23 protein-coding genes, 6 tRNA genes and 1 pseudogene are annotated in these 23,351 nt (G+C 45.1%); 20 read left to right on the top strand and 10 right to left on the bottom strand.

Translation table 11 applies throughout. The features are described 5' to 3' along the window. The first annotated feature begins 94 nt into the window (after positions 1 to 94). From ZX61_RS15500 to ZX61_RS15470, 7 genes and pseudogenes are all read left to right on the top strand, one after another. A tRNA-Phe gene (locus ZX61_RS15500) sits at positions 95 to 170 on the top strand. A 54-nt stretch (positions 171 to 224) separates the two neighbouring features. Beyond that, positions 225 to 300 (top strand) — tRNA-Thr (locus ZX61_RS15495). Positions 301 to 321: 21 nt separating this feature from the next. Continuing rightward, positions 322 to 397: transfer RNA gene (locus tag ZX61_RS15490), tRNA-Asn, on the top strand. 10 nt (positions 398 to 407) lie between these two features. Continuing rightward, positions 408 to 483, top strand: a tRNA-Thr gene (locus tag ZX61_RS15485). 38 nt (positions 484 to 521) lie between these two features. Further along, positions 522 to 597 (top strand) — tRNA-Asn (locus tag ZX61_RS15480). Positions 598 to 899: 302 nt separating this feature from the next. Further along, a pseudogene (locus ZX61_RS15475) lies at positions 900 to 1,567 on the top strand (chemotaxis protein). Then, positions 1,509 to 2,240 (top strand): MBL fold metallo-hydrolase, encoded by a 732-nt coding sequence (locus tag ZX61_RS15470; RefSeq protein WP_049845515.1) that lies wholly within the window; start codon positions 1,509 to 1,511, stop codon positions 2,238 to 2,240. Before ZX61_RS15475 ends, ZX61_RS15470 begins: the two are co-directional and overlap by 59 nt. A 70-nt stretch (positions 2,241 to 2,310) precedes the next feature. Here the strand turns inward: ZX61_RS15470 and ZX61_RS15465 are convergent, their stop codons facing one another. The 8 genes from ZX61_RS15465 to mlaF form a co-directional block, all read right to left on the bottom strand. Continuing rightward, positions 2,311 to 3,051, bottom strand: a complete 741-nt coding sequence (locus ZX61_RS15465; RefSeq protein WP_049845514.1) for a 1-acylglycerol-3-phosphate O-acyltransferase — start codon at positions 3,049 to 3,051, stop codon at positions 2,311 to 2,313. A gap of 115 nt (positions 3,052 to 3,166) precedes the next feature. Next, a complete protein-coding gene (gene murA, locus ZX61_RS15460) occupies positions 3,167 to 4,426 on the bottom strand; it encodes a UDP-N-acetylglucosamine 1-carboxyvinyltransferase (RefSeq protein WP_049845513.1) in 1,260 nt (419 codons plus the stop codon). 9 nt (positions 4,427 to 4,435) lie between these two features. Continuing rightward, positions 4,436 to 4,690: a BolA family iron metabolism protein IbaG gene (gene ibaG / locus ZX61_RS15455; protein WP_049845512.1), complete on the bottom strand. Its 255-nt coding sequence runs from the start codon at positions 4,688 to 4,690 to the stop codon at positions 4,436 to 4,438. Further along, positions 4,683 to 5,012 (bottom strand): STAS domain-containing protein, encoded by a 330-nt coding sequence (locus tag ZX61_RS15450; RefSeq protein WP_049845511.1) that lies wholly within the window; start codon positions 5,010 to 5,012, stop codon positions 4,683 to 4,685. The genes ibaG and ZX61_RS15450 overlap by 8 nt, the downstream gene beginning before the upstream one ends. Further along, complete coding sequence (gene mlaC, locus ZX61_RS15445; protein ID WP_049845510.1) at positions 5,012 to 5,650, bottom strand: phospholipid-binding protein MlaC; 639 nt, start codon at positions 5,648 to 5,650, stop codon at positions 5,012 to 5,014. The genes ZX61_RS15450 and mlaC overlap by 1 nt, the downstream gene beginning before the upstream one ends. A 10-nt stretch (positions 5,651 to 5,660) precedes the next feature. Beyond that, positions 5,661 to 6,137 carry an outer membrane lipid asymmetry maintenance protein MlaD gene (gene mlaD / locus ZX61_RS15440; RefSeq protein ID WP_049845509.1) on the bottom strand — a complete coding sequence of 159 codons (477 nt, stop codon included), beginning with the start codon at positions 6,135 to 6,137 and terminating at the stop codon, positions 5,661 to 5,663. A gap of 20 nt (positions 6,138 to 6,157) precedes the next feature. Beyond that, positions 6,158 to 6,946 (bottom strand): lipid asymmetry maintenance ABC transporter permease subunit MlaE, encoded by a 789-nt coding sequence (mlaE, locus tag ZX61_RS15435; RefSeq protein ID WP_049845508.1) that lies wholly within the window; start codon positions 6,944 to 6,946, stop codon positions 6,158 to 6,160. Beyond that, complete coding sequence (mlaF, locus tag ZX61_RS15430) at positions 6,946 to 7,743, bottom strand: phospholipid ABC transporter ATP-binding protein MlaF (protein ID WP_049845507.1); 798 nt, start codon at positions 7,741 to 7,743, stop codon at positions 6,946 to 6,948. The genes mlaE and mlaF overlap by 1 nt, the downstream gene beginning before the upstream one ends. A 243-nt stretch (positions 7,744 to 7,986) precedes the next feature. Between mlaF and ZX61_RS15425 the strand changes: the two genes are divergently transcribed. From ZX61_RS15425 to mgtE, 12 genes are all read left to right on the top strand, one after another. Next, positions 7,987 to 8,952, top strand: coding sequence for a calcium/sodium antiporter (locus ZX61_RS15425; RefSeq protein ID WP_049845506.1), 966 nt, complete (start codon positions 7,987 to 7,989; stop codon positions 8,950 to 8,952). An 18-nt stretch (positions 8,953 to 8,970) separates the two neighbouring features. Beyond that, a complete protein-coding gene (locus ZX61_RS15420) occupies positions 8,971 to 9,936 on the top strand; it encodes a KpsF/GutQ family sugar-phosphate isomerase (protein ID WP_049845505.1) in 966 nt (321 codons plus the stop codon). After that, positions 9,936 to 10,493 (top strand): 3-deoxy-manno-octulosonate-8-phosphatase KdsC, encoded by a 558-nt coding sequence (gene kdsC / locus ZX61_RS15415; protein ID WP_049845504.1) that lies wholly within the window; start codon positions 9,936 to 9,938, stop codon positions 10,491 to 10,493. The genes ZX61_RS15420 and kdsC overlap by 1 nt, the downstream gene beginning before the upstream one ends. Further along, positions 10,490 to 11,053 (top strand): LPS export ABC transporter periplasmic protein LptC, encoded by a 564-nt coding sequence (lptC, locus tag ZX61_RS15410; protein WP_049845503.1) that lies wholly within the window; start codon positions 10,490 to 10,492, stop codon positions 11,051 to 11,053. Before kdsC ends, lptC begins: the two co-directional genes overlap by 4 nt. Continuing rightward, on the top strand, positions 11,034 to 11,531 hold the full coding sequence (gene lptA / locus ZX61_RS15405) for a lipopolysaccharide transport periplasmic protein LptA (RefSeq protein WP_049845502.1): 498 nt from the start codon (positions 11,034 to 11,036) through the stop codon (positions 11,529 to 11,531). The genes lptC and lptA overlap by 20 nt, the downstream gene beginning before the upstream one ends. Positions 11,532 to 11,533: 2 nt before the next feature. Continuing rightward, positions 11,534 to 12,259, top strand: coding sequence for an LPS export ABC transporter ATP-binding protein (lptB, locus tag ZX61_RS15400; RefSeq protein WP_004748600.1), 726 nt, complete (start codon positions 11,534 to 11,536; stop codon positions 12,257 to 12,259). Positions 12,260 to 12,309: 50 nt separating this feature from the next. Further along, positions 12,310 to 13,776, top strand: coding sequence for an RNA polymerase factor sigma-54 (locus ZX61_RS15395; RefSeq protein WP_049845501.1), 1,467 nt, complete (start codon positions 12,310 to 12,312; stop codon positions 13,774 to 13,776). Positions 13,777 to 13,800: 24 nt separating this feature from the next. Beyond that, positions 13,801 to 14,088 (top strand): ribosome hibernation promoting factor, encoded by a 288-nt coding sequence (gene hpf / locus ZX61_RS15390; RefSeq protein ID WP_004748604.1) that lies wholly within the window; start codon positions 13,801 to 13,803, stop codon positions 14,086 to 14,088. Positions 14,089 to 14,092: 4 nt separating this feature from the next. Continuing rightward, a complete protein-coding gene (gene ptsN / locus ZX61_RS15385; protein ID WP_049845500.1) occupies positions 14,093 to 14,539 on the top strand; it encodes a PTS IIA-like nitrogen regulatory protein PtsN in 447 nt (148 codons plus the stop codon). Continuing rightward, complete coding sequence (gene rapZ / locus ZX61_RS15380) at positions 14,539 to 15,402, top strand: RNase adapter RapZ (protein WP_049845499.1); 864 nt, start codon at positions 14,539 to 14,541, stop codon at positions 15,400 to 15,402. The genes ptsN and rapZ overlap by 1 nt, the downstream gene beginning before the upstream one ends. A gap of 3 nt (positions 15,403 to 15,405) precedes the next feature. After that, positions 15,406 to 15,684, top strand: coding sequence for an HPr family phosphocarrier protein (locus tag ZX61_RS15375; RefSeq protein WP_004409805.1), 279 nt, complete (start codon positions 15,406 to 15,408; stop codon positions 15,682 to 15,684). A gap of 112 nt (positions 15,685 to 15,796) precedes the next feature. Then, positions 15,797 to 17,152 carry a magnesium transporter gene (mgtE, locus tag ZX61_RS15370; RefSeq protein WP_049845498.1) on the top strand — a complete coding sequence of 452 codons (1,356 nt, stop codon included), beginning with the start codon at positions 15,797 to 15,799 and terminating at the stop codon, positions 17,150 to 17,152. A gap of 63 nt (positions 17,153 to 17,215) precedes the next feature. On the opposite strand, the gene metH is transcribed toward mgtE, so the two are convergent. Beyond that, complete coding sequence (gene metH, locus ZX61_RS15365) at positions 17,216 to 20,893, bottom strand: methionine synthase (RefSeq protein WP_049845497.1); 3,678 nt, start codon at positions 20,891 to 20,893, stop codon at positions 17,216 to 17,218. A 91-nt stretch (positions 20,894 to 20,984) separates the two neighbouring features. Between metH and ZX61_RS15360 the strand changes: the two genes are divergently transcribed. After that, positions 20,985 to 22,370 carry a cation:proton antiporter gene (locus ZX61_RS15360; protein ID WP_200904251.1) on the top strand — a complete coding sequence of 462 codons (1,386 nt, stop codon included), beginning with the start codon at positions 20,985 to 20,987 and terminating at the stop codon, positions 22,368 to 22,370. 768 nt (positions 22,371 to 23,138) lie between these two features. Here ZX61_RS15360 and ZX61_RS15355 read toward each other — a convergent pair. Next, a tRNA-Asp gene (locus tag ZX61_RS15355) sits at positions 23,139 to 23,215 on the bottom strand. Between the last annotated feature and the right edge of the window lie 136 nt (positions 23,216 to 23,351).

The raw sequence follows: 23,351 nt of genomic DNA, 5'->3' as shown, positions 1-23,351 counted from the left end.
AACAGCCCATTAAGTATAGAAAAACAACAAACGATATTTTTTTTGCATTTTAATGTTGACCTAAAGCACGAAAAGCCGTTTAATACACCTCGTCGCCCGGATAGCTCAGTCGGTAGAGCAGAGGATTGAAAATCCTCGTGTCGGTGGTTCGATTCCGCCTCCGGGCACCACAATTTACTTGTTGGTGTCTAAACAAGACAACAACATGAAAAGAAATAAAGTGCGCCGACTTAGCTCAGTAGGTAGAGCAACTGACTTGTAATCAGTAGGTCACCAGTTCGATTCCGGTAGTCGGCACCATTTCTTTTCTTAATGGACAATTCCTCCTTAGCTCAGTTGGTAGAGCGACGGACTGTTAATCCGCAGGTCGCTGGTTCGAGCCCAGCAGGAGGAGCCACTTTTAGTGTGCCGACTTAGCTCAGTAGGTAGAGCAACTGACTTGTAATCAGTAGGTCACCAGTTCGACTCCGGTAGTCGGCACCATTTATTTTATTAGGAAGCTATCTTCTTAATCGAATAATTCCCCCTTAGTTCAGTTGGTAGAACGGCGGACTGTTAATCCGTATGTCGCAGGTTCGAGTCCCGCAGGGGGAGCCATATTTAAGAAGCCAAGTCGCAAGACTTGGCTTTTTTCGTTTTTAACTGCGACTTACTTGTACCAAGTAAATGTCTCAGAGCTAGCCGCCCGCGTTGAGTCCCAACAGGGGAGCCATATTAGAAAAAGCCTCATCACACGATGAGGCTTTTTCATTTCTACTGCTCCTGGTTTGTTCCAAACCAATGCCTCCAACCTAACCAGCCACGATGAAGCCCCCCCATTCTTACTAAATCCGAACCCGTAGTGGAAAAAGCCACCTTCACTTCCTATATTTACTCCATAATATTTATAAGGAAATATCATGGCTAGGAAGCAACTGTTTGTCATTGCTGCGGAAATATCTGCAGAGCTTAATCGTGGTGTGCTGATAGCAAAACAACTCCAATTGGTCGCAAGTAATGCACGGGCTTTAGCATTGCGCGCTGGGGAAAGTGCCGCAGGTTTCCACCCCATCACAGATTCGATTGATGAGTTAGTCCGCCTTACCCTTAACGCCTCAAGTAGCATCAACCTAAAAGCGCAAAAACTAAGCCAAATTGCTACTGCTGAAGCACGTTCACGCACTGTTCTTGGTCACTTTGAAACCGTCTACACTCGCTCTGAAAACGCCACCTACCTCCACAGCCTAGATGCCACACGATCTCAATGCTATAGAGAGGCAGAGCAACTTAACCAGACCTTTAATCAAGGTTCTAAAGAGCTTAATACCCAACTCAATATTCTCCATAGCGAGCTTAGAGTCGCCCTAATCATCTCAACACTACTTAGCGTTGAGGCTTCTCAAGTTGAAGAGCGCTTTAAAGGACAACTTAACGCCATTGCGGAAAGTGTCCAAGAGTCTGCGGAAGCAATACGCAACCATGTTCTTCAATCCCTCAAGCTGTTTTCATTACTCGAGTAAAGGAATGCTATGCAATCAAAAGTGTTATACAGAGACGATCAACACCGCTGGATAATGTTTGCCCGTGATCCACATAAGCCAGAAAAAATCATCGACACCAATCAATACATGATCGTCAACAATCAGCAGGCCATTCTGCTTGATCCTGGTGGTATCGAAATGTTCTCTTCGATGCTGAGTAGTGTCGTCAAAGAGGTGCCTACTGATCACATCAAATATTTGTTTGCCTCTCACCAAGATCCCGACATTATTTCCTCTCTTGGTTTATGGGACAAAGCACTACCTAGCGCGATCTTATACTCGCCTTGGTTATGGGAAGGGTTCATTCGTCACTTCGGTATGGAGTCCATCACGTTTTCACCGATCAAGGATGAGGGTGGGCATTTATCTCTCGCAGGTATCGATATCGAATTTATTCCCGCCCACTATATGCACTCATCTGGCAACTTTTCTGTGTATGACCGTAAAGCCAAGATACTCATGTCTGGCGATATAGGCGCTGCGCTCGACGTACCAAACGCTCCTTTATTTGTCGAAGATTTTGAGGCGCACATTCCTAAAATGGAATATTTTCATCGTCGCTGGATGCCATCCAATAAAGCCAAAAGCGCTTGGATTGAGCGCGTACGTGATCTAGAGATAGATATGATATGCCCACAGCACGGAGGGATATTTAGAGGTGATAATGTTCAGTGCTTCTTAGCTTGGCTCGATGAATTGGATGTTGGAATTGCAGTGTAAGGCTCTAAAGCAAAAAGCCAGTCGCTTACACGACTGGCTCTCTATTGTTCTAATGCGTATTAGTTAGCGATTAAGCTTTAACACCCTGCTGCTGATTCAGCATCGCTACTTCTTTGTCCAAAGATTCTAGCTTAGCTTTCATCTGTTCACGACAAGTATTCGCAAGTTCACGAATGTTTTCTTTAGCGTATTCATCAACCTGCACTGGTGGTAACATTTCCACTATCACATGACCATTGTTCCAACGGTTAAGCTTAATTCCGCGCGTAGAGCTACATACAATGGGAATAATCGGCAACTTGGCGCCGATTGCTGCATGGAAAGCTCCCGTTTTGAACGGTAGTAATCCGCGACCACGTGAGCGCGTCCCTTCTGGAAACATCCATACCGACACGTCGCTGTTATTCAAGTTATCAACGACCTGATCAATAGTGCCTTTCGCTTTAGAACGGTTAGCACGGTCGATAAGAATATTACCCGTTAGCCAGTAAAGCTGACCAAATAGAGGCATCCAAGCGAGGCTCTTCTTACCTACCGTGACCACTTTAGGTGTCACAGCAGATGAGACAGTAAATAGATCCCAGTTATTCTGGTGGTTGGCGATATATATATGCTGACCACGTTTGTAAGCATCTTCAGGGATTCGTAATTCAAGCTTAATACCAAACACTCTAGACATCTTTCCGAAATAACGCCCAAAGGTAAACACGTGCTTTGGATTACGTGGGCTTAATAAGCAGTAGCCACAGCCAAACACAAACATCACAATTGCAAATATCGCAACAGCCAATACACGTAATAGTGCAATCATTGTGGTTCTCCAAAATAGAGAGTCAAAATTCAGTAGAGCAGACTCTAACTGATCTATCATTCATAAAAAAGCCGAAACTCGCGTTTCGGCTTACAAGCGTTAGCTGATTCTATCTCTAATCACGAAAACGTTCAATATTTGCGCCGAGTACAGACAGCTTGTCTTCAATCTTGTCGTAACCACGATCTATATGGTAGATGCGATCAACGATGGTCTCGCCATTAGCAATACAACCAGCGATAACTAAACTTGCTGAAGCTCTCAGGTCAGTTGCCATTACCTGCGCGCCGCTTAATTCGTCCACGTCGCCACAAATAACAGTATTACCTTCAATCTCTGCCTTAGCGCCCATACGCATCAGCTCAGGCACATGCATAAAGCGGTTCTCGAAGATATTTTCAGTAATGACACCACCGCCTTTTGCCATCAGGTTAAGCAGCGTGAATTGAGCCTGCATATCCGTAGGGAAGCCTGGGTGAGGTGCAGTGCGAACTGTCACAGCTTTTAGGTCTCTGCCCGTCATATCGACAGTGATCCAGTCTTCACCTGTATCAACCAGTGCACCGGCTTCTTCTAACTTAGCGAGTACCGCTTCAAGCAAGTGCGCTTTCGTATTGCGACAAGTTACTTTACCGCCTGATACCGCTGCCGCGACTAGGAAAGTACCCGTTTCAATACGATCTGCAACTACAGAGTGCTTACCACCACCTAGGCGCTCTACGCCTTCAATTGTGATCGTATCTGTCCCTGCGCCAGAGATTTTTGCACCTAGCTTGTTAAGGAAGTCCGCAGTATCGACGATCTCAGGTTCGCGAGCGGCATTATCAAGCACTGTTTTACCTTCAGCCAGCGTTGCCGCGCACATGATAGTGATCGTCGCACCCACACTCACTTTATCCATTACGATGTGAGAACCTTTGAGGCGACCATCAACATGAGCTTTAACGTAACCGTCTTCAAGCGTGATTGTCGCACCAAGCTGTTCTAGGCCATGAATGTGCAGATCAACCGGGCGAGCACCAATTGCACAACCACCAGGTAATGAGACCTGGCCTTGACCGAAGCGCGCCACTAATGGGCCTAAAGCCCAAATTGAAGCACGCATCGTTTTAACTAAGTCGTAAGGTGCACAGTATTCATTAATGCAGCTTGGATCGACATGAACAGAGCCATTGCGCTCGACTTTAGCACCGAGTCGCTCTAGTAGCTCCATAGTTGTGTCGATATCACGCAAGCGAGGCACATTGGCCACTTCAACTGGCTCTTCAGCCAAGATAGACGCAAATAAAATTGGCAGTGCAGCGTTTTTTGCACCAGAAATGGTTACTTCACCTACAAGAGGTTTGTTAGAACCCGTAACTCGAAACTTTTCCATTATTAAACCTTACAGTGACATCAACTTCTTATCACGAGCCCACTCTTCTGGAGTGAATGCCTTGATAGAGACGGCGTGGATGTCATTTCTTTGGATGTATTCCATCAGTGGAGCATAAATTAGCTGTTGTTTTTTAACGCGACTCATTCCATCGAAACAAGCATCAACAGCAACTACTTCATAATGACTGCCTTCGCCTTTGACGTGCAGCTCTTCTAATTTCAGTGCTTCGTTTAAGATCTGTTGTACTTTTGCGCTATCCACAATTCACCCCTGTAGTATTTTTTAAATGCCCAGCAATGAGTTCATCGACATTGCTCAACTGAAATAATGTGCGCAGTTGTTCCGGCACGAAACTGAACATTATATGACAGTTTTGTTTTTTTGCATTCTCAATTAGATGAATTAGCATCACCATTCCGGCAGAGTCTATTCGTGTCAACCCTTCTAGCGAGACTTCTATCTGCTCGCTCGGTAATGAAGTTGCTTGAAGAGATTGCCACAACAAAGGGACAGAGTCTCGATTAAGATCACCTGTTAGCGAGTACTGACTATCATGATGATGTTGCCATTTAGGTTCCACCATTAAGACTTACTCTCAATTCGAATCGGCTGTTTAGCTAGACCTTCAAGCTCTTGAGCCACCGATAAAATACCCTCTTGACGAAGCTTAGCACTCCACTCTGACTGCTTGCTAGACAGTAGGCTAATTCCTTCAGCAATCATATCAAATGCTTGCCACTCGCCACTTTTCTTGTCACGACGTAGCTTAAATTCCAACTTGATATTAGGTCGTGGAGAATCAACGATATCAACCTTGATGCTAGTAATACTCCTGTTCGAATTTAGCTTTGGCTCTGGGCCAAACTCAATCGTCTGATCAGTATATTGAGTCAATACTTGAGCATAAGACGTCACCAAGTAGGAGCGAAATGCGACGATAAACTGACCAACATCCTCTCGCTTCGCCCCTTTTAGATTAGGGCCAAGCAATTTAAGTGCTGCGTACTTCTCATTGACGTATGGCATTAGCTCTTCATCAACGATCACTTTTAGATAATCTGGGTTTTGCTTAACCTTACCCTGTTCTGCCTTAAGTCGTGCAAAAGTATGCTCTGATACTTGCTTCATCATTAGATAAGGCTGAGTCTTATCAATTTGTTCCGCAGAGGCACTAAATGCCAAAACAATTGAAAACAGAGTAAGTACTAACTTTTTCCACATAATCTTCTTCCTACTCTTGTGAGCCACCAACGCTATATAATACTTGACCAATTAAATCCTCGAGTACCAAAGCAGATTTGGTGTCTTCAATATAGTCCCCTTCCACCAGCATTTGTTCATCTTCAAACACAAAGCCAGGCGTTAAGCCAAGGTACTGTTCACCAATTAGACCCGAGGTTAAAATCTTCACGCTCGATGTCTCTGGGAATTGGTTATATGTACTGTTAATTGCCATTGTCACAATAGGCAGTAAAGACTCACTATTCAGACCAATATCAGTCACTCGTCCCACGACCACCCCGCCTACTTTTACTGGGGAGCGCACTTTAAGACTGCCGATGTTATCGAACTCAGCCTTGAGAGTATAAGTATCATTGGAGCCAAGCCCCTTTACGTCAGCAACTTGAAAAATCATCACCAGAATTGCGCAAATTCCAGCGAGAACAAAGCTACCAACCCACAATTCAGTCTTTCGAGTTTGTTGCATGATTAGTTCCCAAACACCATTTAATTACCAAACATCAAGGCCGTTAGTACGAAGTCTAGACCAAGAACAGCCAAAGAAGAGTGGACCACCGTGCGAGTCGTTGCTCGACTTATCCCTTCTGAAGTCGGGATCGCATCGTATCCATTGAAAAGAGCAACCCAAGTCACCGTGATCGCGAACACTAAGCTCTTGATCATGCTGTTGCCGATATCTTGTCCAAGCTCGACAGAGGCTTGCATCGCCGACCAGAAGCTACCGTGATCGATACCTTTCCAATCCACACCAACAAGCTGCCCTCCCCAAATACCAACCGCCATGAATATCATTGCCAGCAGTGGCATCGAAATCACACCAGCCCAAAAACGTGGTGCAATGACTCGCTTAAGAGGATCAACGGCCATCATTTCGAGACTGGACAATTGCTCAGTCGCCTTCATTAGACCAATTTCAGCTGTCAATGCCGAACCCGCACGACCTGCAAAAAGCAAAGCGGTAACCACAGGGCCCAGTTCTCGTAGCAACGACAGTGCAACCATTTGGCCCAAAGCACCTTCAGCACCGAAATCAACCAATATGACATAGCCTTGTAGACTCAGCACCATGCCGATGAAGAGACCTGACAAGACAATAATAATCAGTGACTGAACACCAACACTGTAAAGCTGTTTGACCAACAGAGGTAAGTTCTTGATTGGTTGTGGCTTACTTGCCAATGCTCCAAACAGCATTAAACTCGCTCGGCCAAAGGACTCACATACTGCCATACTACGGCGGCCAACCGAGGCGACAAAGTTCGCTAAGCTTGCCATTATGAGAAAAGCTCCGTAGCTAAAGGTTGAGACGGAAAACGAAACGGTACTGGACCGTCTGCATCCCCTTTAAGAAATTGCTGTACTTGCGGATCGGTATTGGCCTGCAGTTCATCTGGAGTACCACTGGCGATCACTTTGCCATTGGCCAAGATATACACCCAGTCTGCAATACTCATAACTTCTGGCACATCATGGGAGACCACGATTGACGTTACACCGAGTGCTTGATTAAGGTTGCGGATCAGCTCCACCAGCACGCCCATAGTTATCGGATCTTGGCCAACAAAAGGCTCATCAAACATGATCAAGTCTGGGTCGAGTGCAATTGCTCGAGCTAGAGCCGCTCGTCTTGCCATACCACCAGACAGCTCACTAGGCATTAACTGAGCAGCCCCTCGAAGCCCTACCGCTTCTAATTTGAGTAGCACTAAGGTTCGTATAAGAGACTCATCTAACTCAGTATGTTCTCGCAGTGGGAAAGCGACATTGTCAAATACAGATAAGTCGGTAAACAATGCTCCTGACTGAAACAGCATGCTCATCTTTTTGCGCTGTTGATAGAGTTTTTTACGACTTAAAGTTGGGATATTGCTACCATCAAACCAAATATCACCACTTTCAGGGGAAATTTGGCCACCAATAAGGCGCAACAAGGTTGTTTTGCCAATCCCAGACGGGCCCATGATCGCAGTCACTTTACCTTTAGGCACACGTAAACTGACGTTATCAAAAATCTTACGCTCTCCACGAGAAAACGTAAGCTGTTTTATGGTAACTAAGTCTTCGGATTCCATGCTGGACTCATATTTGTTCCCTTAAGAATGGGCAATCATAAGCACATTCAATTAGAATTTAAAGCACTGTTCAATTAATTGTGAGTTATTCGAATTACGGCGCAATAGCCCGTATACTCTGACTTAGTCTCATCTATTACGCATTTGGTTAACAATTAATTGAATGAACTGCTTTTCTTTTTACCCTCAAACCGTCAAAATTAACGGTTAAATTCTCTCGTTGTATATTGATTAGGAATCATCATGCTTGAAGCCGTTGTGTTTCTTATAATTGGATTGGTATTTTTGGTGTGGAGCGCCGACAAACTCGTCTTCGGTGCTGCAGCTCTTGCCCGTAACATAGGTATTTCCCCTCTTGTTATTGGTATGACCATCCTCGCAATGGGCTCTTCAGCGCCAGAAATGATGGTTTCAGCGACAGCGGCGCTCGACGGAAAAACAGATACTGCTGTCGGGAACGTGTTAGGCTCTAACATCGCTAATATAGCGCTTATTTTAGGTATCACTGCATTAATTAAGCCCCTTTCTATTAGTTCTGGCGTACTTCGTCGTGAGCTACCACTAATGATTGGTGTGACTATTCTGGCCGGTGTACTACTGTGGGATAGCCACTTAGGTTTCTACGAGGGCGTCCTGCTGTTCGCTCTTTTTGCTGCTTTTATCCTCACTATGCTGAGAATTAGCCGTAATGAAAAAAAGAATGGCGACGCATTTATTGAAGAGCAAGAATCGGAAGTCCCAGAAGGTGTTAGCAATGCTAAAGCGGCGATGTGGGTGGTTATCGGCCTGATTATCTTACCATTAGCTGCAGGCGAGTTGGTTGATAATGCCGTCATCATCGCTCAATACTTCGGTATGAGCGATCTAGTAATAGGTTTAACCATTATCGCTGTTGGCACTAGCTTACCAGAACTTGCGGCCTCACTTGCCGGAGTCATGAAAGGCGAAGATGACATGGCGGTCGGCAACATCATCGGCTCGAACGTGTTCAATATTCTTGCGGTGATGGGGATTCCTGGCATTCTAAACCCTTCGATTTTAAGTGAGTACGCCATGGGGCGTGACTTTTGGGTCATGTTAGGCGTATCACTACTGCTGGTCGCTATGGCGCTCGGAAAGTCGCGTAGCATTAACCGTTTTGAAGGTGCAGCTCTTTTTTGCTGCTTTATTGGCTATCAGGCCTACTTAATTATGAACATGACCGCTTAACCCCTTTCGGAGTTCTGTATGTTTGACTATCGCTCTGCGGCACTAGAAGTATTAAAAACCGAGATCGCGGCACTAGAACAGCTCGACCAATATTTGAACCAAGATTTTATCAAGACGTGTGAACTTATCCTGGCTAATAAAGATGGCAAGGTTGTAGTCATGGGGATGGGTAAATCAGGTCACATCGGCAACAAAATTGCCGCAACACTCGCAAGTACCGGTACTTCTTCCTTTTTCGTTCATCCCGGTGAAGCCGCTCATGGTGATCTGGGTATGATTGAACCTGGTGATATTGTTTTGGCAATTTCCAACTCTGGTGAGTCAGGAGAGATATTAGGCCTATTCCCAGTATTAAAGCGCCTCAATATAAAAATCATCAGCATGACAGGCAAGCCAAAGTCGAACATGGCAAAACTGGCCGATGTTCACCTGCAAATAACAGTGCCAAAAGAGGCCTGTCCGATACAGCTTGCGCCTACTTCAAGTACCACCGCAACACTGGTCATGGGCGATGCTTTAGCAATGGCTCTGATGCAAGCGCGCGGTTTTACTGCTGAAGATTTTGCTCTTTCCCACCCAGGCGGTGCATTAGGTAGAAAATTGCTACTTAAGTTGTCTGATATCATGCACACGGGTGAAGATTTGCCATTGGTCACACCAAGTACTGTCGTTCGTGATGCATTGCTAGAGATCAGCCAAAAAGGACTTGGCATGACAGCTGTGGTAGATGAGCACCAGCAACTGATTGGAATTTTCACCGACGGTGATTTGCGCCGTACCTTGGATAAGCGCATCGATATACACACCTCCCTCATTGGTGAAGTAATGACAGTTAATCCAACCACTGCAACGCCGAATATGCTTGCGGCTGAAGGGTTAAATTTAATGCAGGATAAAAGCATTAGTGGCTTGATTTTATGCGACAATGGCAAGGTAGTCGGCGCACTGAACATGCATGATTTATTAAAAGCTGGAGTGATGTAATGTCGAAAATGATTGAAACTTTATATCAACCAGTGGAACAATCCATTCTAGAAGTTGCCAAAGAGATTAAGTTACTGATCTGCGATGTGGATGGCGTCTTCTCTGACGGCCTAATATACATGGGCAACAATGGTGAAGAGCTAAAGACATTTCACACTCGTGATGGCTACGGCGTAAAATCGTTAATGAATGCAGGAATTGAAATCGCCATTATCACTGGCCGACGATCACAAATTGTCGAAAACCGAATGAAGGCGCTCGGTATCAAGCTGATCTATCAAGGCCAAGACGATAAAATCAAAGCCTATCAGGATATTTGTACCAAGCTCGATATCGCACCTGAGCAAACTGGCTATATTGGTGATGACCTAATTGATTGGCCAGTGATGGAGCAAGTCGCTTTAAAAGTATGTGTGGCTGATGGACACCCGTTACTAAGGCGTCGAGCAAATTACGTGACCTCTATTCGAGGTGGACATGGAGCAGTAAGAGAAGTCTGCGACTTAATTCTACAAGCACGAAACGAACTCGATGTTCACAAAGGTCTAAGTATATGAGTCTATCTCGTATTGGATATCTCATCCTGGCGTTCATAATATGCTGGTCTGCTTACTATCTTTTCGATAAGCAGCAGAGTTATGATATTCAGGTAGAGCCAGATACAGAGCTCCCGATGTTTAGTGGTGAAGGTCTAGTTAACACCTCGTATAACGAGGAAGGCATTCGCAGCTATGTAATAACATCGGTTAACCTCGATCACTTTGCAAGAAGTGGCGACACGATTTTTTATCAACCAGTCCTTAAAGTATATAAGGAAGGCACCACTCAAGAGTGGGAAGTGACAGCAGTCCGCGGTGTTTTAAGCCAAGATCATGTTTTGACGCTCTATGAAGACGTTTTAGCGACAAACTTATTACCTGATTCTGGTTTTGACACCCTGTCCACTGATGTAATGAATATTCAGTTAGACAGTCGCGACTTTTGGGCCGATAACCAAGTAATTATGGTTGGGCCTCAATTTGAAACAGTAGGGCAAGCAATGACGGGGAATTTCGCCGACAATCACGCTACCCTCTACAATCAAGTACAAAGTAGATATGAAACTCTCACACCTTAGTCTGATTTCTTGTTTATTACTGTCTAGTCAAGCAATGGCGTTATCAACCGACCAAGACCAACCGGTTTATATCGACTCTGATAGCCAGCAGCTAGACATGCAGAGCAATAAAGTTACTTTCCTTGGTGACGTAAAACTCAAGCAAGGTAGTATCAATATCAATGCTGACAAAGTTATTGTCCTCCGTGATCCTAAAGATGGTTCAATTCAAGAAATTGAAGGATACGGTGATTTAGCAACTTTTTCGCAATTAACCGATGACGGGAAAACGCTATACGGCGAAGCCAAAGAGCTGTACTACGTTATGGCTGATGATCAGTTAACCATGATAGATGAAGCGATGCTTTCTCAGGATGACAGCGTGATTCGCGGCACTAAAATTCGCTACAAAATCTCATCGCAAAAGCTGATTGCTGACGGTAAAGAGAAAGGTGATCGCGTCTCGACCGTACTTCAACCACAAGCAGTACAAGAATAATTATGGCAATACTTAAAGCTGAGCACTTAGCGAAGACTTATGGTAACCGCACAGTAGTTACCGATGTAAGCTTACAAGTGGAATCTGGCCAGATTGTTGGCCTATTGGGCCCGAATGGTGCAGGTAAAACCACCTCCTTCTATATGATCGTAGGACTGGTCGCGCGTGACCAAGGGGCGATTACCATTGATGGGGAAGATATCAGTATCTTACCAATGCACAGTCGTTCGCGTATGGGGATTGGCTACCTTCCTCAAGAAGCATCTATTTTCCGCAAACTGTCGGTTGAAGACAACATTATGGCGGTTTTGGAAACACGTGAAGAAATGACACGCGAAGAACGCCAAGATAAGCTAGAGGATTTGTTAGAAGAATTCCACATTCAGCACATACGCCACAGCGCAGGTATGGCATTATCAGGTGGTGAACGTCGCCGTGTGGAAATCGCTCGTGCGTTGGCAGCAAATCCTCAATTCATTTTATTGGACGAACCTTTTGCTGGTGTTGACCCAATCTCCGTTATCGATATTAAAAAGATTATCGAACATCTAAGAGATCGCGGTTTAGGCGTATTGATCACCGACCACAACGTTCGTGAAACACTCGATGTGTGCGAAAAAGCTTACATTGTAAGCCAAGGTCACCTCATCGCAGAAGGTACGCCAGACCAAGTACTGAACAACGAACAAGTGAAACAAGTTTATCTCGGCGAGCAATTCCGTCTATGATTAAAGGGAAGAACGATAAGATTCTCCAGCATTAAGGCAAGTAATACTGAATGAAACCCTCATTACAACTCAAGCTAGGACAGCAGTTAGCGATGACGCCTCAATTGCAGCAAGCAATTCGCTTGTTGCAGCTGTCAACGCTCGATCTTCAACAAGAAATTCAAGAAGCTTTGGATTCAAACCCGCTACTCGAGGTTGAAGAAACCAGTGATGAGCCGTCTGGAGATGAAACTAACCGCAATGAAGAGAAAGAGTCGGCAGTCGAACCTGTTGAATCGGCAGAGCCAGAAGTAAAAGACAGCTCTGATCTGATCGAAAAATCTGAAATCAGTAACGATCTTGAAATTGATACCACTTGGGAAGATGTCTACAGCGCTAACACAGGCAGCACTGGCATCGCTCTTGATGATGATGCTCCAGTGTACCAAGGTGAAACGACTCAATCGCTGCATGATTACATGATGTGGCAGTTAGATCTGACTCCATTTAGTGAAACAGACCGCACCATAGCTCTCGCTCTGATCGATGCGATAGATGACTATGGCTATCTAACCGTATCAACCGAAGATATCCTCGAGAGCTTCAACAACGAAGAGATTGAGATCGAAGAAATTGAAGCCGTACGTAAGCGTATTCAACAATTTGATCCCTTAGGTGTCGCCTCCAATAACCTACAAGACTGTTTACTGCTCCAACTTGCCACATTTCCAGAAGATACGCCTTGGCTCGCAGAAGCCAAGTTAGTACTTACTGATCACATTGACCAACTAGGTAACCGTGATTACAAGCTAGTCATAAAAGAGACTAAGCTAAAAGAAGCAGAGCTACGTGAAGTACTCAAGCTGATTCAACAGCTTGATCCTAGACCAGGAAGCCGCATAGCACCTGATCACGCTGAGTATGTCATCCCAGACGTGTCCGTATTTAAAGATCATGGCAAGTGGGTAGTGACGATTAACCCTGACTCAGTACCAAAACTTAAGGTCAACCAGCAATATGCGGCACTGGGTAAAGGCAATAATGCTGATAGCCAGTACATTCGCAGTAATCTGCAAGAAGCCAAATGGTTAATCAAAAGCTTAGAAAGTAGAAACGAGACGTTGCTCAAAGTTGCTAAGTGTATTGTTGAACATCAACGCGATTTCTTTGAGTATGGTGAAGAAGCCATGAAGCCAATGGTGCTTAATGATGTTGCTTTAGCTGTCGACATGCATGAGTCCACCATTTCTAGGGTGACTACGCAAAAATACATGCATACCCCTCGTGGCATTTTTGAACTGAAGTACTTCTTTTCAAGCCATGTCAGTACTGATAATGGCGGAGAGTGCTCATCCACTGCAATCCGTGCGCTAATTAAGAAGCTTGTTGCTGCAGAGAACAGCGCAAAGCCACTCAGTGATAGCAAGATTGCAGCTCTACTCGCTGACCAAGGGATTCAGGTCGCTCGTAGGACGATAGCGAAATACCGAGAGTCTTTAGGAATAGCCCCTTCAAGTCAGCGCAAACGCCTGCTTTAGGCATATAACCGAGAAGGAAAGTCTATGCAAATCAATATTAATGGCCACCACGTTGATCTAACCGATTCAATGCAAGACTACGTAAACGAAAAGTTTCAAAAGCTCGAACGCTTTTTTGACCACATCAACAGTATTCATGTTGTATTAAAAGTTGAAAAACTCCGTCAAATCGCGGAAGCTACCCTTCACGTAAATCAAGCTGAAATTCATGCTTCTTCAGATGATGAAAACATGTATGCAGCGATCGATTCGCTCGTCGACAAACTTGTTCGACAGCTCAACAAGCACAAAGAAAAGCTAAACGCCCACTAAAACCATGCAACTAAGCGAAATCCTTACATTGAACTGCACGAAAAGTGCAGTTCAATGTACTAGTAAAAAACGAGCCCTTGAAATGATCAGTGAACTTGTCGCTGAGCAAACAGGGCAAAGCTCAACCGAACTTTTTGAATGCATGCTCAGTCGCGAGAAGATGGGCAGTACTGGCATTGGAAATGGAATAGCCATTCCCCATGCTCGTATGCAATCCAGCGATAAAGCAGTCGCAGTCTTACTGCAGTGTGAAGCTCCTGTTGAGTTTGACGCCATTGACAATCGCCCTGTCGACCTACTTTTTGCTCTACTCGTGCCAGATGCACAATGTAAAGAGCACTTAAAAACTCTTTCAAGCATGGCAGAACGTCTAAGCAACAAACAAGTTCTTAAACAATTGCGTAAAGCTCAGTCAGATCAAGAGCTTTACGACATAATGGTTAATCAATAATGCGCCTTATCGTTGTTAGCGGCCAATCCGGTGCAGGCAAAAGTGTTGCTTTACGCGTACTGGAGGATCTTGGTTATTACTGTGTCGATAATCTTCCTGTCGACATGCTCCAAGCATTCGTTAAATCAGTAAAAACCAGCAAGCAAAATGTCGCCGTTAGCATTGATATTCGCAACTTACCGAGTGAACCTAACCTAGTCGAAGCGGTATTAACTAAGCTCAAAAAAAGTTCAGATGTCAGCGTACTGTTTTTAGATGCCAACAAAGAGACACTTCTAAAACGCTACAGCGAGACTCGTCGTATTCACCCATTGTCACTCAGTATTGAAAACACCTCTTTAGAGCAGGCGATAGAAAAAGAGCGCTGTATTCTATCTCCACTTAAAGAGCATGCAGACTTAGTGATCGACAGCAGTAACCAATCACTGCATGAGCTAAGTGAAACAGTACGTATGCGCGTTGAAGGACGTGAACGCAAAGACTTGGTCATGGTCTTCCAGTCATTTGGGTTTAAATATGGCCTGCCAAGTGACGCCGACTACGTGTTTGATGTGCGCTTTCTACCTAATCCTCACTGGGAGCCGGCTCTAAGGCCACTGACAGGTTTAGATGCGCCAATCAAATCCTTCTTAGAAAGCCATCAAGAAGTGATGGACCTCAAGCAGCAAATTCAAAAGTTCATTGAGCACTGGTTGCCAATGCTTGAGAAAAACAATCGCAGCTATCTTACCGTCGCAATTGGGTGCACAGGTGGTAAACATCGCTCCGTCTACTTAACTCAGCAAATCGGCGAATACTTTGTAGAGATGGGACATCAAGTACAAATTCGCCACACGTCATTAGAGAAAAATCATAAGGAATAGTTTATGCAGCAGCAAAGCCGTACTGTCTTAATCCAAAATCGTTTAGGTCTCCACGCTCGCGCTGCTGTAAAATTGGTCGAACTGGCTCAATCCTTTGATGCCATTCTTACTATTCAAAACCATGAAGGCAAAGAAGCTACCGCCGATAGTGTTATGGGCCTATTAATGCTTGAGTCAGCACAAGGTGAGCATGTCACTATCAGCGCTGAAGGCAGCGATGCACACCCTGCACTCGAAGCTGTTTGCCATCTTATCGAAGACAAGTTTGACGAAGACGAGTAATTCGCCAACGAAATACCACTAAATTACCTTCCTTCACATTAACTTATTAAATACATTCTAAAATTAAGTTACTATTCACAGCATTGTAAGCATAGAGAGTCAGGGGGAATGAATGGCAGAGCAAATAGAATTCGATCAAGCTCACCAAGCCCTCCAAGAAGTAACCGAAGCTCTAGAAAATGGTCGTTTTGTCCATGTCCGTCGCCAACTGCAAGACATGGAACCAGAAGATATTGCCCATCTCTTAGAAGCCTCTCCACGCAAAAGCCGTGAAGTTCTTTGGCAACTCACCGATCCAGAAGACTACGGTGAAATTCTTGATGAATTAAGCGAAGACGTTAAAGATGATCTGGTGTCCAAAATGGCGCCGGAGATGCTTGCTGAAGCAACGGAAGGTATGGAAACCGATGACGTAGCCTACGTACTCCGAAGCCTCCCAGATGATGTTTCTCGCGAAGTATTGTCACAAATGGATACTGCTGAGCGTCTTTTGGTTGAAACCGCCCTTTCTTATCCAGAAGACACTGCCGGTAGTTTGATGAACACCGACGTTATCACCATTCGTGGTGATGTCGATGTCGATGTTGTTCTTCGTTATTTGCGTATGAAAGGAGAACTTCCAGAAGCTACTGATGCTTTATACGTCATTGACGAAGAAAACCGTCTGATTGGTGAACTGCCCATCACGACACTGCTAACCACTCAGCCTGATGTTAAGATCAGTGACGTCATGGAAGATGCCGATGAAGCCATTGATGTCACTATGAGCGACTCTGACATTGCCAGCCTGTTTGAACGTCGCAACTGGGTATCAGCCCCTGTTATTGATGAGAACCAACACTTGGTTGGTCGTATCACTATCGATGACGTAGTCGATGTTATCCGTGAAGACGCTGAACACTCAATGATGAGTATGGCAGGTATGGATGATGACGAAGATACCTTCGCCCCCGTGGTAAAATCAGCGCGTAAACGCAGTATCTGGCTAGGTGCCAACGTTCTCGCAGCCCTTGCTGCGGCATCTGTATCAAACATGTTTGAAGCAACGCTTGACCAAATGGCGGCGATTGCTGTCTTGATGACCATAGTCCCTTCTATGGGCGGTGTCGCGGGTAACCAGACCGTAGCGCTCGTAATTCGCGGTCTAGCACTTGGTCACATCGGTGATGCCAACAAACGTGAACTGCTGATGAAAGAGGCTGCTATCGGCCTATTGAACGGTATTATGTGGGCACTGATTATTGGTGGTATCGTTGTCGCCTGGAAAGGAAATTGGATGTTAGGTGGTATTATTTCAGCGGCAATGCTGACCAATTTACTGGTCGCAGGTGTTGCCGGGGTAACCATCCCTATTCTACTCAAGAAGATGAACATCGACCCTGCACTGGCTGGGGGTATGGCACTCACAACCGTTACTGATGTTATCGGTCTATCTGTCTTCCTTGGACTCGCAACTATCATGATTTAATCAGACTTTCAGAGACTAAAAAGCGCAGCTTATAAGCTGCGCTTTTTGTTTCTTTGTTTATAACTAGTTAAGGTTGGGCCCTAACCATTTCTCTGCTTCAAGCATATCCCAACCTTTACGATCCGCGTAGCTTTGCGCTTGATCCTGCTGGATCTGAGCGATGGCAAAGTAACGAGAGTCTGGGTGAGAGAAATACCAACCAGAAACAGACGCGCCTGGCCACATTGCATAACTTGTTGTTAGTGACATATCTATTGTCTCTTCAACTTTAAGTAGCTCCCATAAGCTGCCCTTCTCAGTATGCTCTGGACAAGCTGGGTAACCAGGAGCAGGACGAATCCCCTGATACTTCTCACGGATCAGCTCATCGTTCGATAAGCTCTCATCTGCAGAGTAGCCCCAGATTTCTTTACGTACCTGTTCATGTAAGTACTCAGCAAACGCTTCAGCTAAGCGATCGGCCACCGCCTGAATCATGATAGCGTTATAGTCGTCTCCAGCCGCTTTATATTGGTCAGCAAGTTCGCGCTCACCAATACCACCCGTCACTGCAAACGCGCCAATCCAGTCCTTCTTACCTGACTGTTTAGGGGCAATATAATCAGATAAGCAGTAGTTGAAGCCTTTTGGCTTTTCAGTTTGCTGACGCAGGTTATGCAGCACTTTAGCCACTTCAGTGCGCGACTCATCGGTATAAACTTCAATGTCATCACCAACACTTGCAGCAGGGAACAGTGCACACATACCGCGTGCTTTAAGTAGCCCTTCTTTCTCTACTCGGTCTAGCAGATCGTTGGCATCTTTGAACAGGCGCTTCGCTTCTTCACCCACTTCTTCGTGCTGAAAAATCGCTGGATACTTACCTACAAGCGACCAAGTCATAAAGAAAGGAGTCCAATCAATGTAGTTACGCAGTGTTGCGACATCAAAATCATCAAATACATGAACACCTGGCTTGGCAGGCTCTGGAGGAGTGTAACTATGCCAGTCAATTGCTACTTTGTTAGCACGTGCTTGTTCGAGAGTCACAGGCTTAGTTCTTGGCTTTTTACGGTTATGCTGGTCACGAACGCGTACGTAATCTGCGTCGACTTTCTCGACGAAAACAGGACGTAGCTCATCCGAAAGAAGTGAGGTACATACCCCAACGGCACGGGAAGCGTTATTTACATATACAACAGGATGTTGGTAGTTTTGCTCAATCTTAACCGCAGTGTGGGCTTTCGATGTTGTCGCTCCCCCAATCAGAAGTGGCAGGTCAAAATCAAGACGCTCCATCTCTTTGGCCACATGCACCATTTCATCCAACGATGGCGTAATTAGCCCAGAAAGGCCAATGATATCAACCTTCTCTTCTTTCGCGACTTTAAGGATTTTTTCACAAGGAACCATCACACCGAGGTCAATGATCTCATAGTTATTACACTGCAAAACAACGCCAACAATGTTCTTGCCGATATCATGGACATCGCCCTTCACTGTCGCAAGAAGAATCTTGCCGTTCGTCGAGCCTGCTTGCTTAGAGGCATTGATATAAGGCTCTAAGTGAGCGACAGCTTGTTTCATTACGCGGGCAGATTTTACGACCTGAGGTAAGAACATCTTGCCTTCACCAAACAGGTCACCAACCACATTCATGCCGTCCATTAATGGACCTTCAATCACCTCTAACGGCTTGCTCGCATTAACTCGCGCCTCTTCAGTATCTTCAACAATAAACTCAGTGATACCTTTAACCAGTGCATGCTCTAAACGTTTCTCAACTGACCAGGTGCGCCATTCAAGTGCCGAAGCGTCTTCTTCTTTTCCGACGCCTTTACCAGCATATTCAGCAGCAATATCGAGCAGTCGCTCTGTACCATCATCGCGTCGATTTAGGACCACATCTTCTACCGCTTCACGCAACTTGTCGGGTACGTTGTCGTAAATCTCAAGCTGACCAGCATTAACAATCCCCATATCCATACCATTTTTGAAACAGTGATAGAGGAATACGGCATGGATGGCTTCACGTACATAGTTGTTACCGCGGAAAGAGAAAGAAACGTTAGATACACCGCCAGAGATCATCGCGTAAGGTAGGTCACGCTTGATGTCTGCCACTGCCTCGATAAAGTCTACCGCGTAATTGTTGTGCTCTTCGATACCAGTAGCAACAGCAAAAATATTCGGGTCGAAGATGATATCTTCAGGTGGGAAGCCAATATCATCAACCAAGATGTTATACGCGTTAGTACAGATTTCGAGTTTGCGTTCTCGAGTTTCTGCCTGGCCTAGTTCGTCAAATGCCATGACGATAACCGCAGCACCATAACGACGGATTAGCTTAGCTTGCTCAATAAACTTTTCTTTGCCTTCCTTTAGTGAAATTGAGTTAACGATACCTTTACCCTGAATGCATTTCAGGCCCGCTTCAATAACTTCCCACTTAGAGGAGTCGACCATGATAGGCACTTTAGAAATTTCAGGCTCAGAGGCACACAGGTTGAGGAAACGTACCATACATGCTTCAGCGTCAAGCATGCCCTCATCCATGTTGATATCGATGATTTGCGCACCGTTCTCAACTTGCTGACGTGCAACCTCTAGCGCTTCATCATAAAGCTCTTCTTTAATAAGACGTTTAAAACGCGCTGAACCCGTTACGTTAGTTCGTTCGCCAACGTTGACAAACAGGGTTTCTTTTTCGATCGTCAGTGGCTCAAGACCAGATAGACGACAAGCCGTGACAAGCTCTGGTAACGTTCGCGGTTTCACGTCTTCTACAGCGTTAGCCATTTGGCGAATATGCTCAGGCGTAGTACCACAGCAGCCACCAATTAGGTTAAGGAAGCCACTTTCTCCCCACTCTTTGACATGTAATGCCATATCTTCTGGTGATAAATCATATTCACCAAATGCATTGGGTAAACCTGCATTAGGGTGAGTTGAAACAAAGGTTTCTGAGATACGTGATAGTTCTTCTACGTATGGGCGTAGCTCATCAGGGCCTAATGCACAGTTCAAACCAAATGAGATTGGATTGACGTGGCGAAGAGAGTTGTAGAACGCTTCGGTTGTTTGACCTGAAAGCGTTCGACCAGATGCGTCGGTAATCGTCCCTGAAATCATCACGGGCAGAGCGATACCTACTTCTTCAAATACACTGTCGACGGCAAAAGCACAGGCTTTAGCATTCAATGTATCAAAAATAGTCTCGATCAAGATTAAATCAGAACCACCTTTGATAAGTGCGCGAGTCGACTCTGAGTATGCTTCAACTAACTCATCAAAACTGACATTTCGGTAACCTGGATCGTTTACATCGGGTGAAATAGAACATGTGCGGTTAGTTGGCCCTAACACACCGGCAACATAGCGTGGCTTATCAGGCGTTTTCGCTGTCCATTCATCGGCGGCTTGTCGCGCAAGTTTGGCTGCTTCGAAGTTTATCTCTTCACTAAGGCTTTCCATTTCATAGTCAGCCATTGCAATAGTGGTTGCGTTGAAGGTGTTAGTTTCGAGAATATCCGCGCCTGCCTCTAGATATGCAGAATGAATATCTTTAATAAGCTGAGGCTGAGAAAGAACAAGTAAGTCGTTATTGCCTTTTAAATCGCAATGCCAGTCAGCAAAGCGCTCACCTCGATAATCTTGCTCTTCCAATTTGTAATCTTGAATCATGGTGCCCATACCACCATCGATCAGCAAGATACGTTGTTTTAATTGAGCTTCAATCTGTTGCCTTACATTACTTCCCACGGTACAGCCTCATTCCTTTAGTTATCACTCCATCCTATCACAGATCAAAAAGGAGTCTAGACGTCTAAAAGAGTTAATTGATGACTTAGTTATGACAAAAAAGTGTTTGCTATTTATACATAGTAGGCAGAAAATTCCTATTCATAATTTGTTACATGTCGAGATTCCAATGTCGGTCTATTACACACTCTGCTTCTTATCCGCTGCTGCTATGTTGATTGCTTTTGTAAACAGCAAGATAGGTAAAATGCAAACTACTATCGCCATTACTGCAGGGTCGATGATGCTATCGCTTTTGATCCTAGTCGCTGGCCAAAACGATTGGTTTCATTTGTCAGAAATTGCATCAAACACAGTTGCTAGCATCAACTTTGAAGATTTTCTGCTTAAAGGCATCTTAGGCTTTCTTCTGTTTGCCGGTGGTTTGGGTATCAAATTACCAAACCTCAAAGATCAAAAATGGGAAATCACCGCTCTAGCACTTGGCGCAACACTATTCTCGACTTTCTTTATCGGCTTTGTGCTCTATGGTTTTTGTCAGTTCATCGGCATTCAGTTCGACTTAGTCTACTGTCTACTTTTTGGTGCTCTTATTTCACCAACTGACCCGATTGCTGTCCTTGCTATCGTTAAAAAGCTAGATGCTCCTAAACGAATCTCGACTCAAATTGAAGGTGAATCTCTATTTAACGATGGCTTTGGCCTAGTTATCTTTGTCACCATCTTTACCATCGCATTTGGTACTGAAGCTCCTACCGTTGGCAGTGTAACCCTACTCTTTATCCAAGAAGCACTAGGCGGCATCTTATACGGCTTTGCTTTAGGTCTACTGTTCCATTATCTCATCAGCTCAACAGACGACCATTCAATGGAGTTACTACTGACTATTGGTATACCGACGGCTGGTTATGCATTTGCAGAAGTTCTGCATGTTTCAGGCCCACTTGCAATGGTCGTGTCGGGGATAATGATTGGTAACTGGACAAGATTTATCGGTTTCTCCAAAGAGAGTGAAGATCACCTAGATCACTTCTGGGAGCTCGTTGACGAATTCCTTAACGGAGTTCTATTCCTCCTGATCGGTATGTCAATGCTACTGTTTGAATTCCATAAAGAAGACTGGATTCTAATGGCTTTCTCAGTCCCTCTGGTATTATCAGCCCGTTACCTAAGTGTATTCATGTCATACATTGGCTTTAAACGTTTCCGCAAGTATAACCCTTGGTCAGTCAAGATTCTTACTTGGGGTGGGCTAAGAGGTGGATTGGCGTTAGCAATGGCGTTGTCAATTCCGTCTGGTATCTGGGTCATTCAGGATAAACTGATCGATGTAAAAGAGATTGTCCTAGTCATGACCTACTCGGTAGTGGTGTTCTCCATCTTAATCCAAGGCTCAACCATTACTCCCATAATCGAAAAAGCCAAACTCGCACAAAGAGAGATGGATTCCGAAAATAGAGAAGCAGAGCAAGAATAGGATTTTCGAAACATCTATAACGTGAAGGCAGCTAACAAAGCTGCCTTTTTAGTATCTAGAGCTTTTGGATCATGGGTAGCCTAAAGCTATTTCCGTGACTGGTTTCATCATCGATTTACGCGGTTTGTTTACGATAATACTAGAAAGTGCAACGCATAAGGTGATGACTGGAGCCTCCATAAGCCCTGCAGAGATGTAACAGGTGTCGCAATAATAGAAGGTTAGCAGCTGTGTTGGGCAACGATACTAGGATGCAGGAACGGACTTCGTCCTACGGAAAACTGGAAAACTGGAAAACTGGAAAACGATAGAAGGGTAGATAGCTAGTGTCACTCTCCTTTTACTGCTGTCGTCCTCAAGATCGAGGGATGCGTGAGTTGGAGATCTCTTCTAGCGAGTTGATAACCTTGAGAAATTCCCTACTCCTTCCTACGTCAGTCTATGGAATGACAGTTTACCTCTCGAAGACGCTGTCCATCCTAGGCTCTCAACCCGTAACACTCCAACAGGGCGAAGCCCGATCCCGTTTTCCCGAAACGAAGTGTTCCATAGGGTGTAGCCCGTTCCAAAAGCTTAGCGCTCCCGAGGACGCAGTCCGTTCCACTCCCTTCCCCTTAAAGCAAGAAGCCCGTTGCGTTAGCAACGGGCTTTCTAAGGCGGGGACGCCTAGTTCGGGGTTGCGGGCAACCGGGACTCGTTCCCTGAAAGGGAAAATTGCTTCGCCTTAAAACGACAAAACCCAGTCCGAAGACTGGGTTTTTAAATAAGTGGCGGAGCGGACGGGACTCGAACCCGCGACCCCCGGCGTGACAGGCCGGTATTCTAACCAACTGAACTACCGCTCCGCACTGGTCAGACATTTAAGTCTAAGTTTTTGCCTTTAGATTTTTCTAAAATCTGAAAACATAAAGTAAGCCTGGCGATGTCCTACTCTCACATGGGGAAGCCCCACACTACCATCGGCGCTAATTCGTTTCACTT

This window comes from Vibrio sp. VPAP30, from assembly GCF_001188205.1.
Classification (GTDB): Bacteria; Pseudomonadota; Gammaproteobacteria; order Enterobacterales; family Vibrionaceae; genus Vibrio; species Vibrio bivalvicida.
Note: the sequence above shows the minus strand (reverse complement) of the source record. Positions and strands in the feature narration are given on the sequence as shown.

Coding starts and splice junctions, on each gene's coding strand:
- mlaC (WP_049845510.1), bottom strand. CDS start 5,650: ATGTGGAAAAAGTTAGTACTTACTCTGTTTTCAATTGTTTTGGCATTT.
- ZX61_RS15360 (WP_200904251.1), top strand. CDS start 20,985: ATGACAAAAAAGTGTTTGCTATTTATACATAGTAGGCAGAAAATTCCT.
- ZX61_RS15375 (WP_004409805.1), top strand. CDS start 15,406: ATGCAGCAGCAAAGCCGTACTGTCTTAATCCAAAATCGTTTAGGTCTC.
- ZX61_RS15420 (WP_049845505.1), top strand. CDS start 8,971: ATGTTTGACTATCGCTCTGCGGCACTAGAAGTATTAAAAACCGAGATC.
- kdsC (WP_049845504.1), top strand. CDS start 9,936: ATGTCGAAAATGATTGAAACTTTATATCAACCAGTGGAACAATCCATT.
- ZX61_RS15425 (WP_049845506.1), top strand. CDS start 7,987: ATGCTTGAAGCCGTTGTGTTTCTTATAATTGGATTGGTATTTTTGGTG.
- ZX61_RS15470 (WP_049845515.1), top strand. CDS start 1,509: ATGCAATCAAAAGTGTTATACAGAGACGATCAACACCGCTGGATAATG.
- mlaE (WP_049845508.1), bottom strand. CDS start 6,946: ATGGCAAGCTTAGCGAACTTTGTCGCCTCGGTTGGCCGCCGTAGTATG.
- ZX61_RS15450 (WP_049845511.1), bottom strand. CDS start 5,012: ATGGTGGAACCTAAATGGCAACATCATCATGATAGTCAGTACTCGCTA.
- lptB (WP_004748600.1), top strand. CDS start 11,534: ATGGCAATACTTAAAGCTGAGCACTTAGCGAAGACTTATGGTAACCGC.
- mgtE (WP_049845498.1), top strand. CDS start 15,797: ATGGCAGAGCAAATAGAATTCGATCAAGCTCACCAAGCCCTCCAAGAA.
- hpf (WP_004748604.1), top strand. CDS start 13,801: ATGCAAATCAATATTAATGGCCACCACGTTGATCTAACCGATTCAATG.
- murA (WP_049845513.1), bottom strand. CDS start 4,426: ATGGAAAAGTTTCGAGTTACGGGTTCTAACAAACCTCTTGTAGGTGAA.
- ZX61_RS15465 (WP_049845514.1), bottom strand. CDS start 3,051: ATGATTGCACTATTACGTGTATTGGCTGTTGCGATATTTGCAATTGTG.
- ptsN (WP_049845500.1), top strand. CDS start 14,093: ATGCAACTAAGCGAAATCCTTACATTGAACTGCACGAAAAGTGCAGTT.
- rapZ (WP_049845499.1), top strand. CDS start 14,539: ATGCGCCTTATCGTTGTTAGCGGCCAATCCGGTGCAGGCAAAAGTGTT.
- mlaF (WP_049845507.1), bottom strand. CDS start 7,743: ATGGAATCCGAAGACTTAGTTACCATAAAACAGCTTACGTTTTCTCGT.
- lptC (WP_049845503.1), top strand. CDS start 10,490: ATGAGTCTATCTCGTATTGGATATCTCATCCTGGCGTTCATAATATGC.
- mlaD (WP_049845509.1), bottom strand. CDS start 6,137: ATGCAACAAACTCGAAAGACTGAATTGTGGGTTGGTAGCTTTGTTCTC.
- ZX61_RS15395 (WP_049845501.1), top strand. CDS start 12,310: ATGAAACCCTCATTACAACTCAAGCTAGGACAGCAGTTAGCGATGACG.
- lptA (WP_049845502.1), top strand. CDS start 11,034: ATGAAACTCTCACACCTTAGTCTGATTTCTTGTTTATTACTGTCTAGT.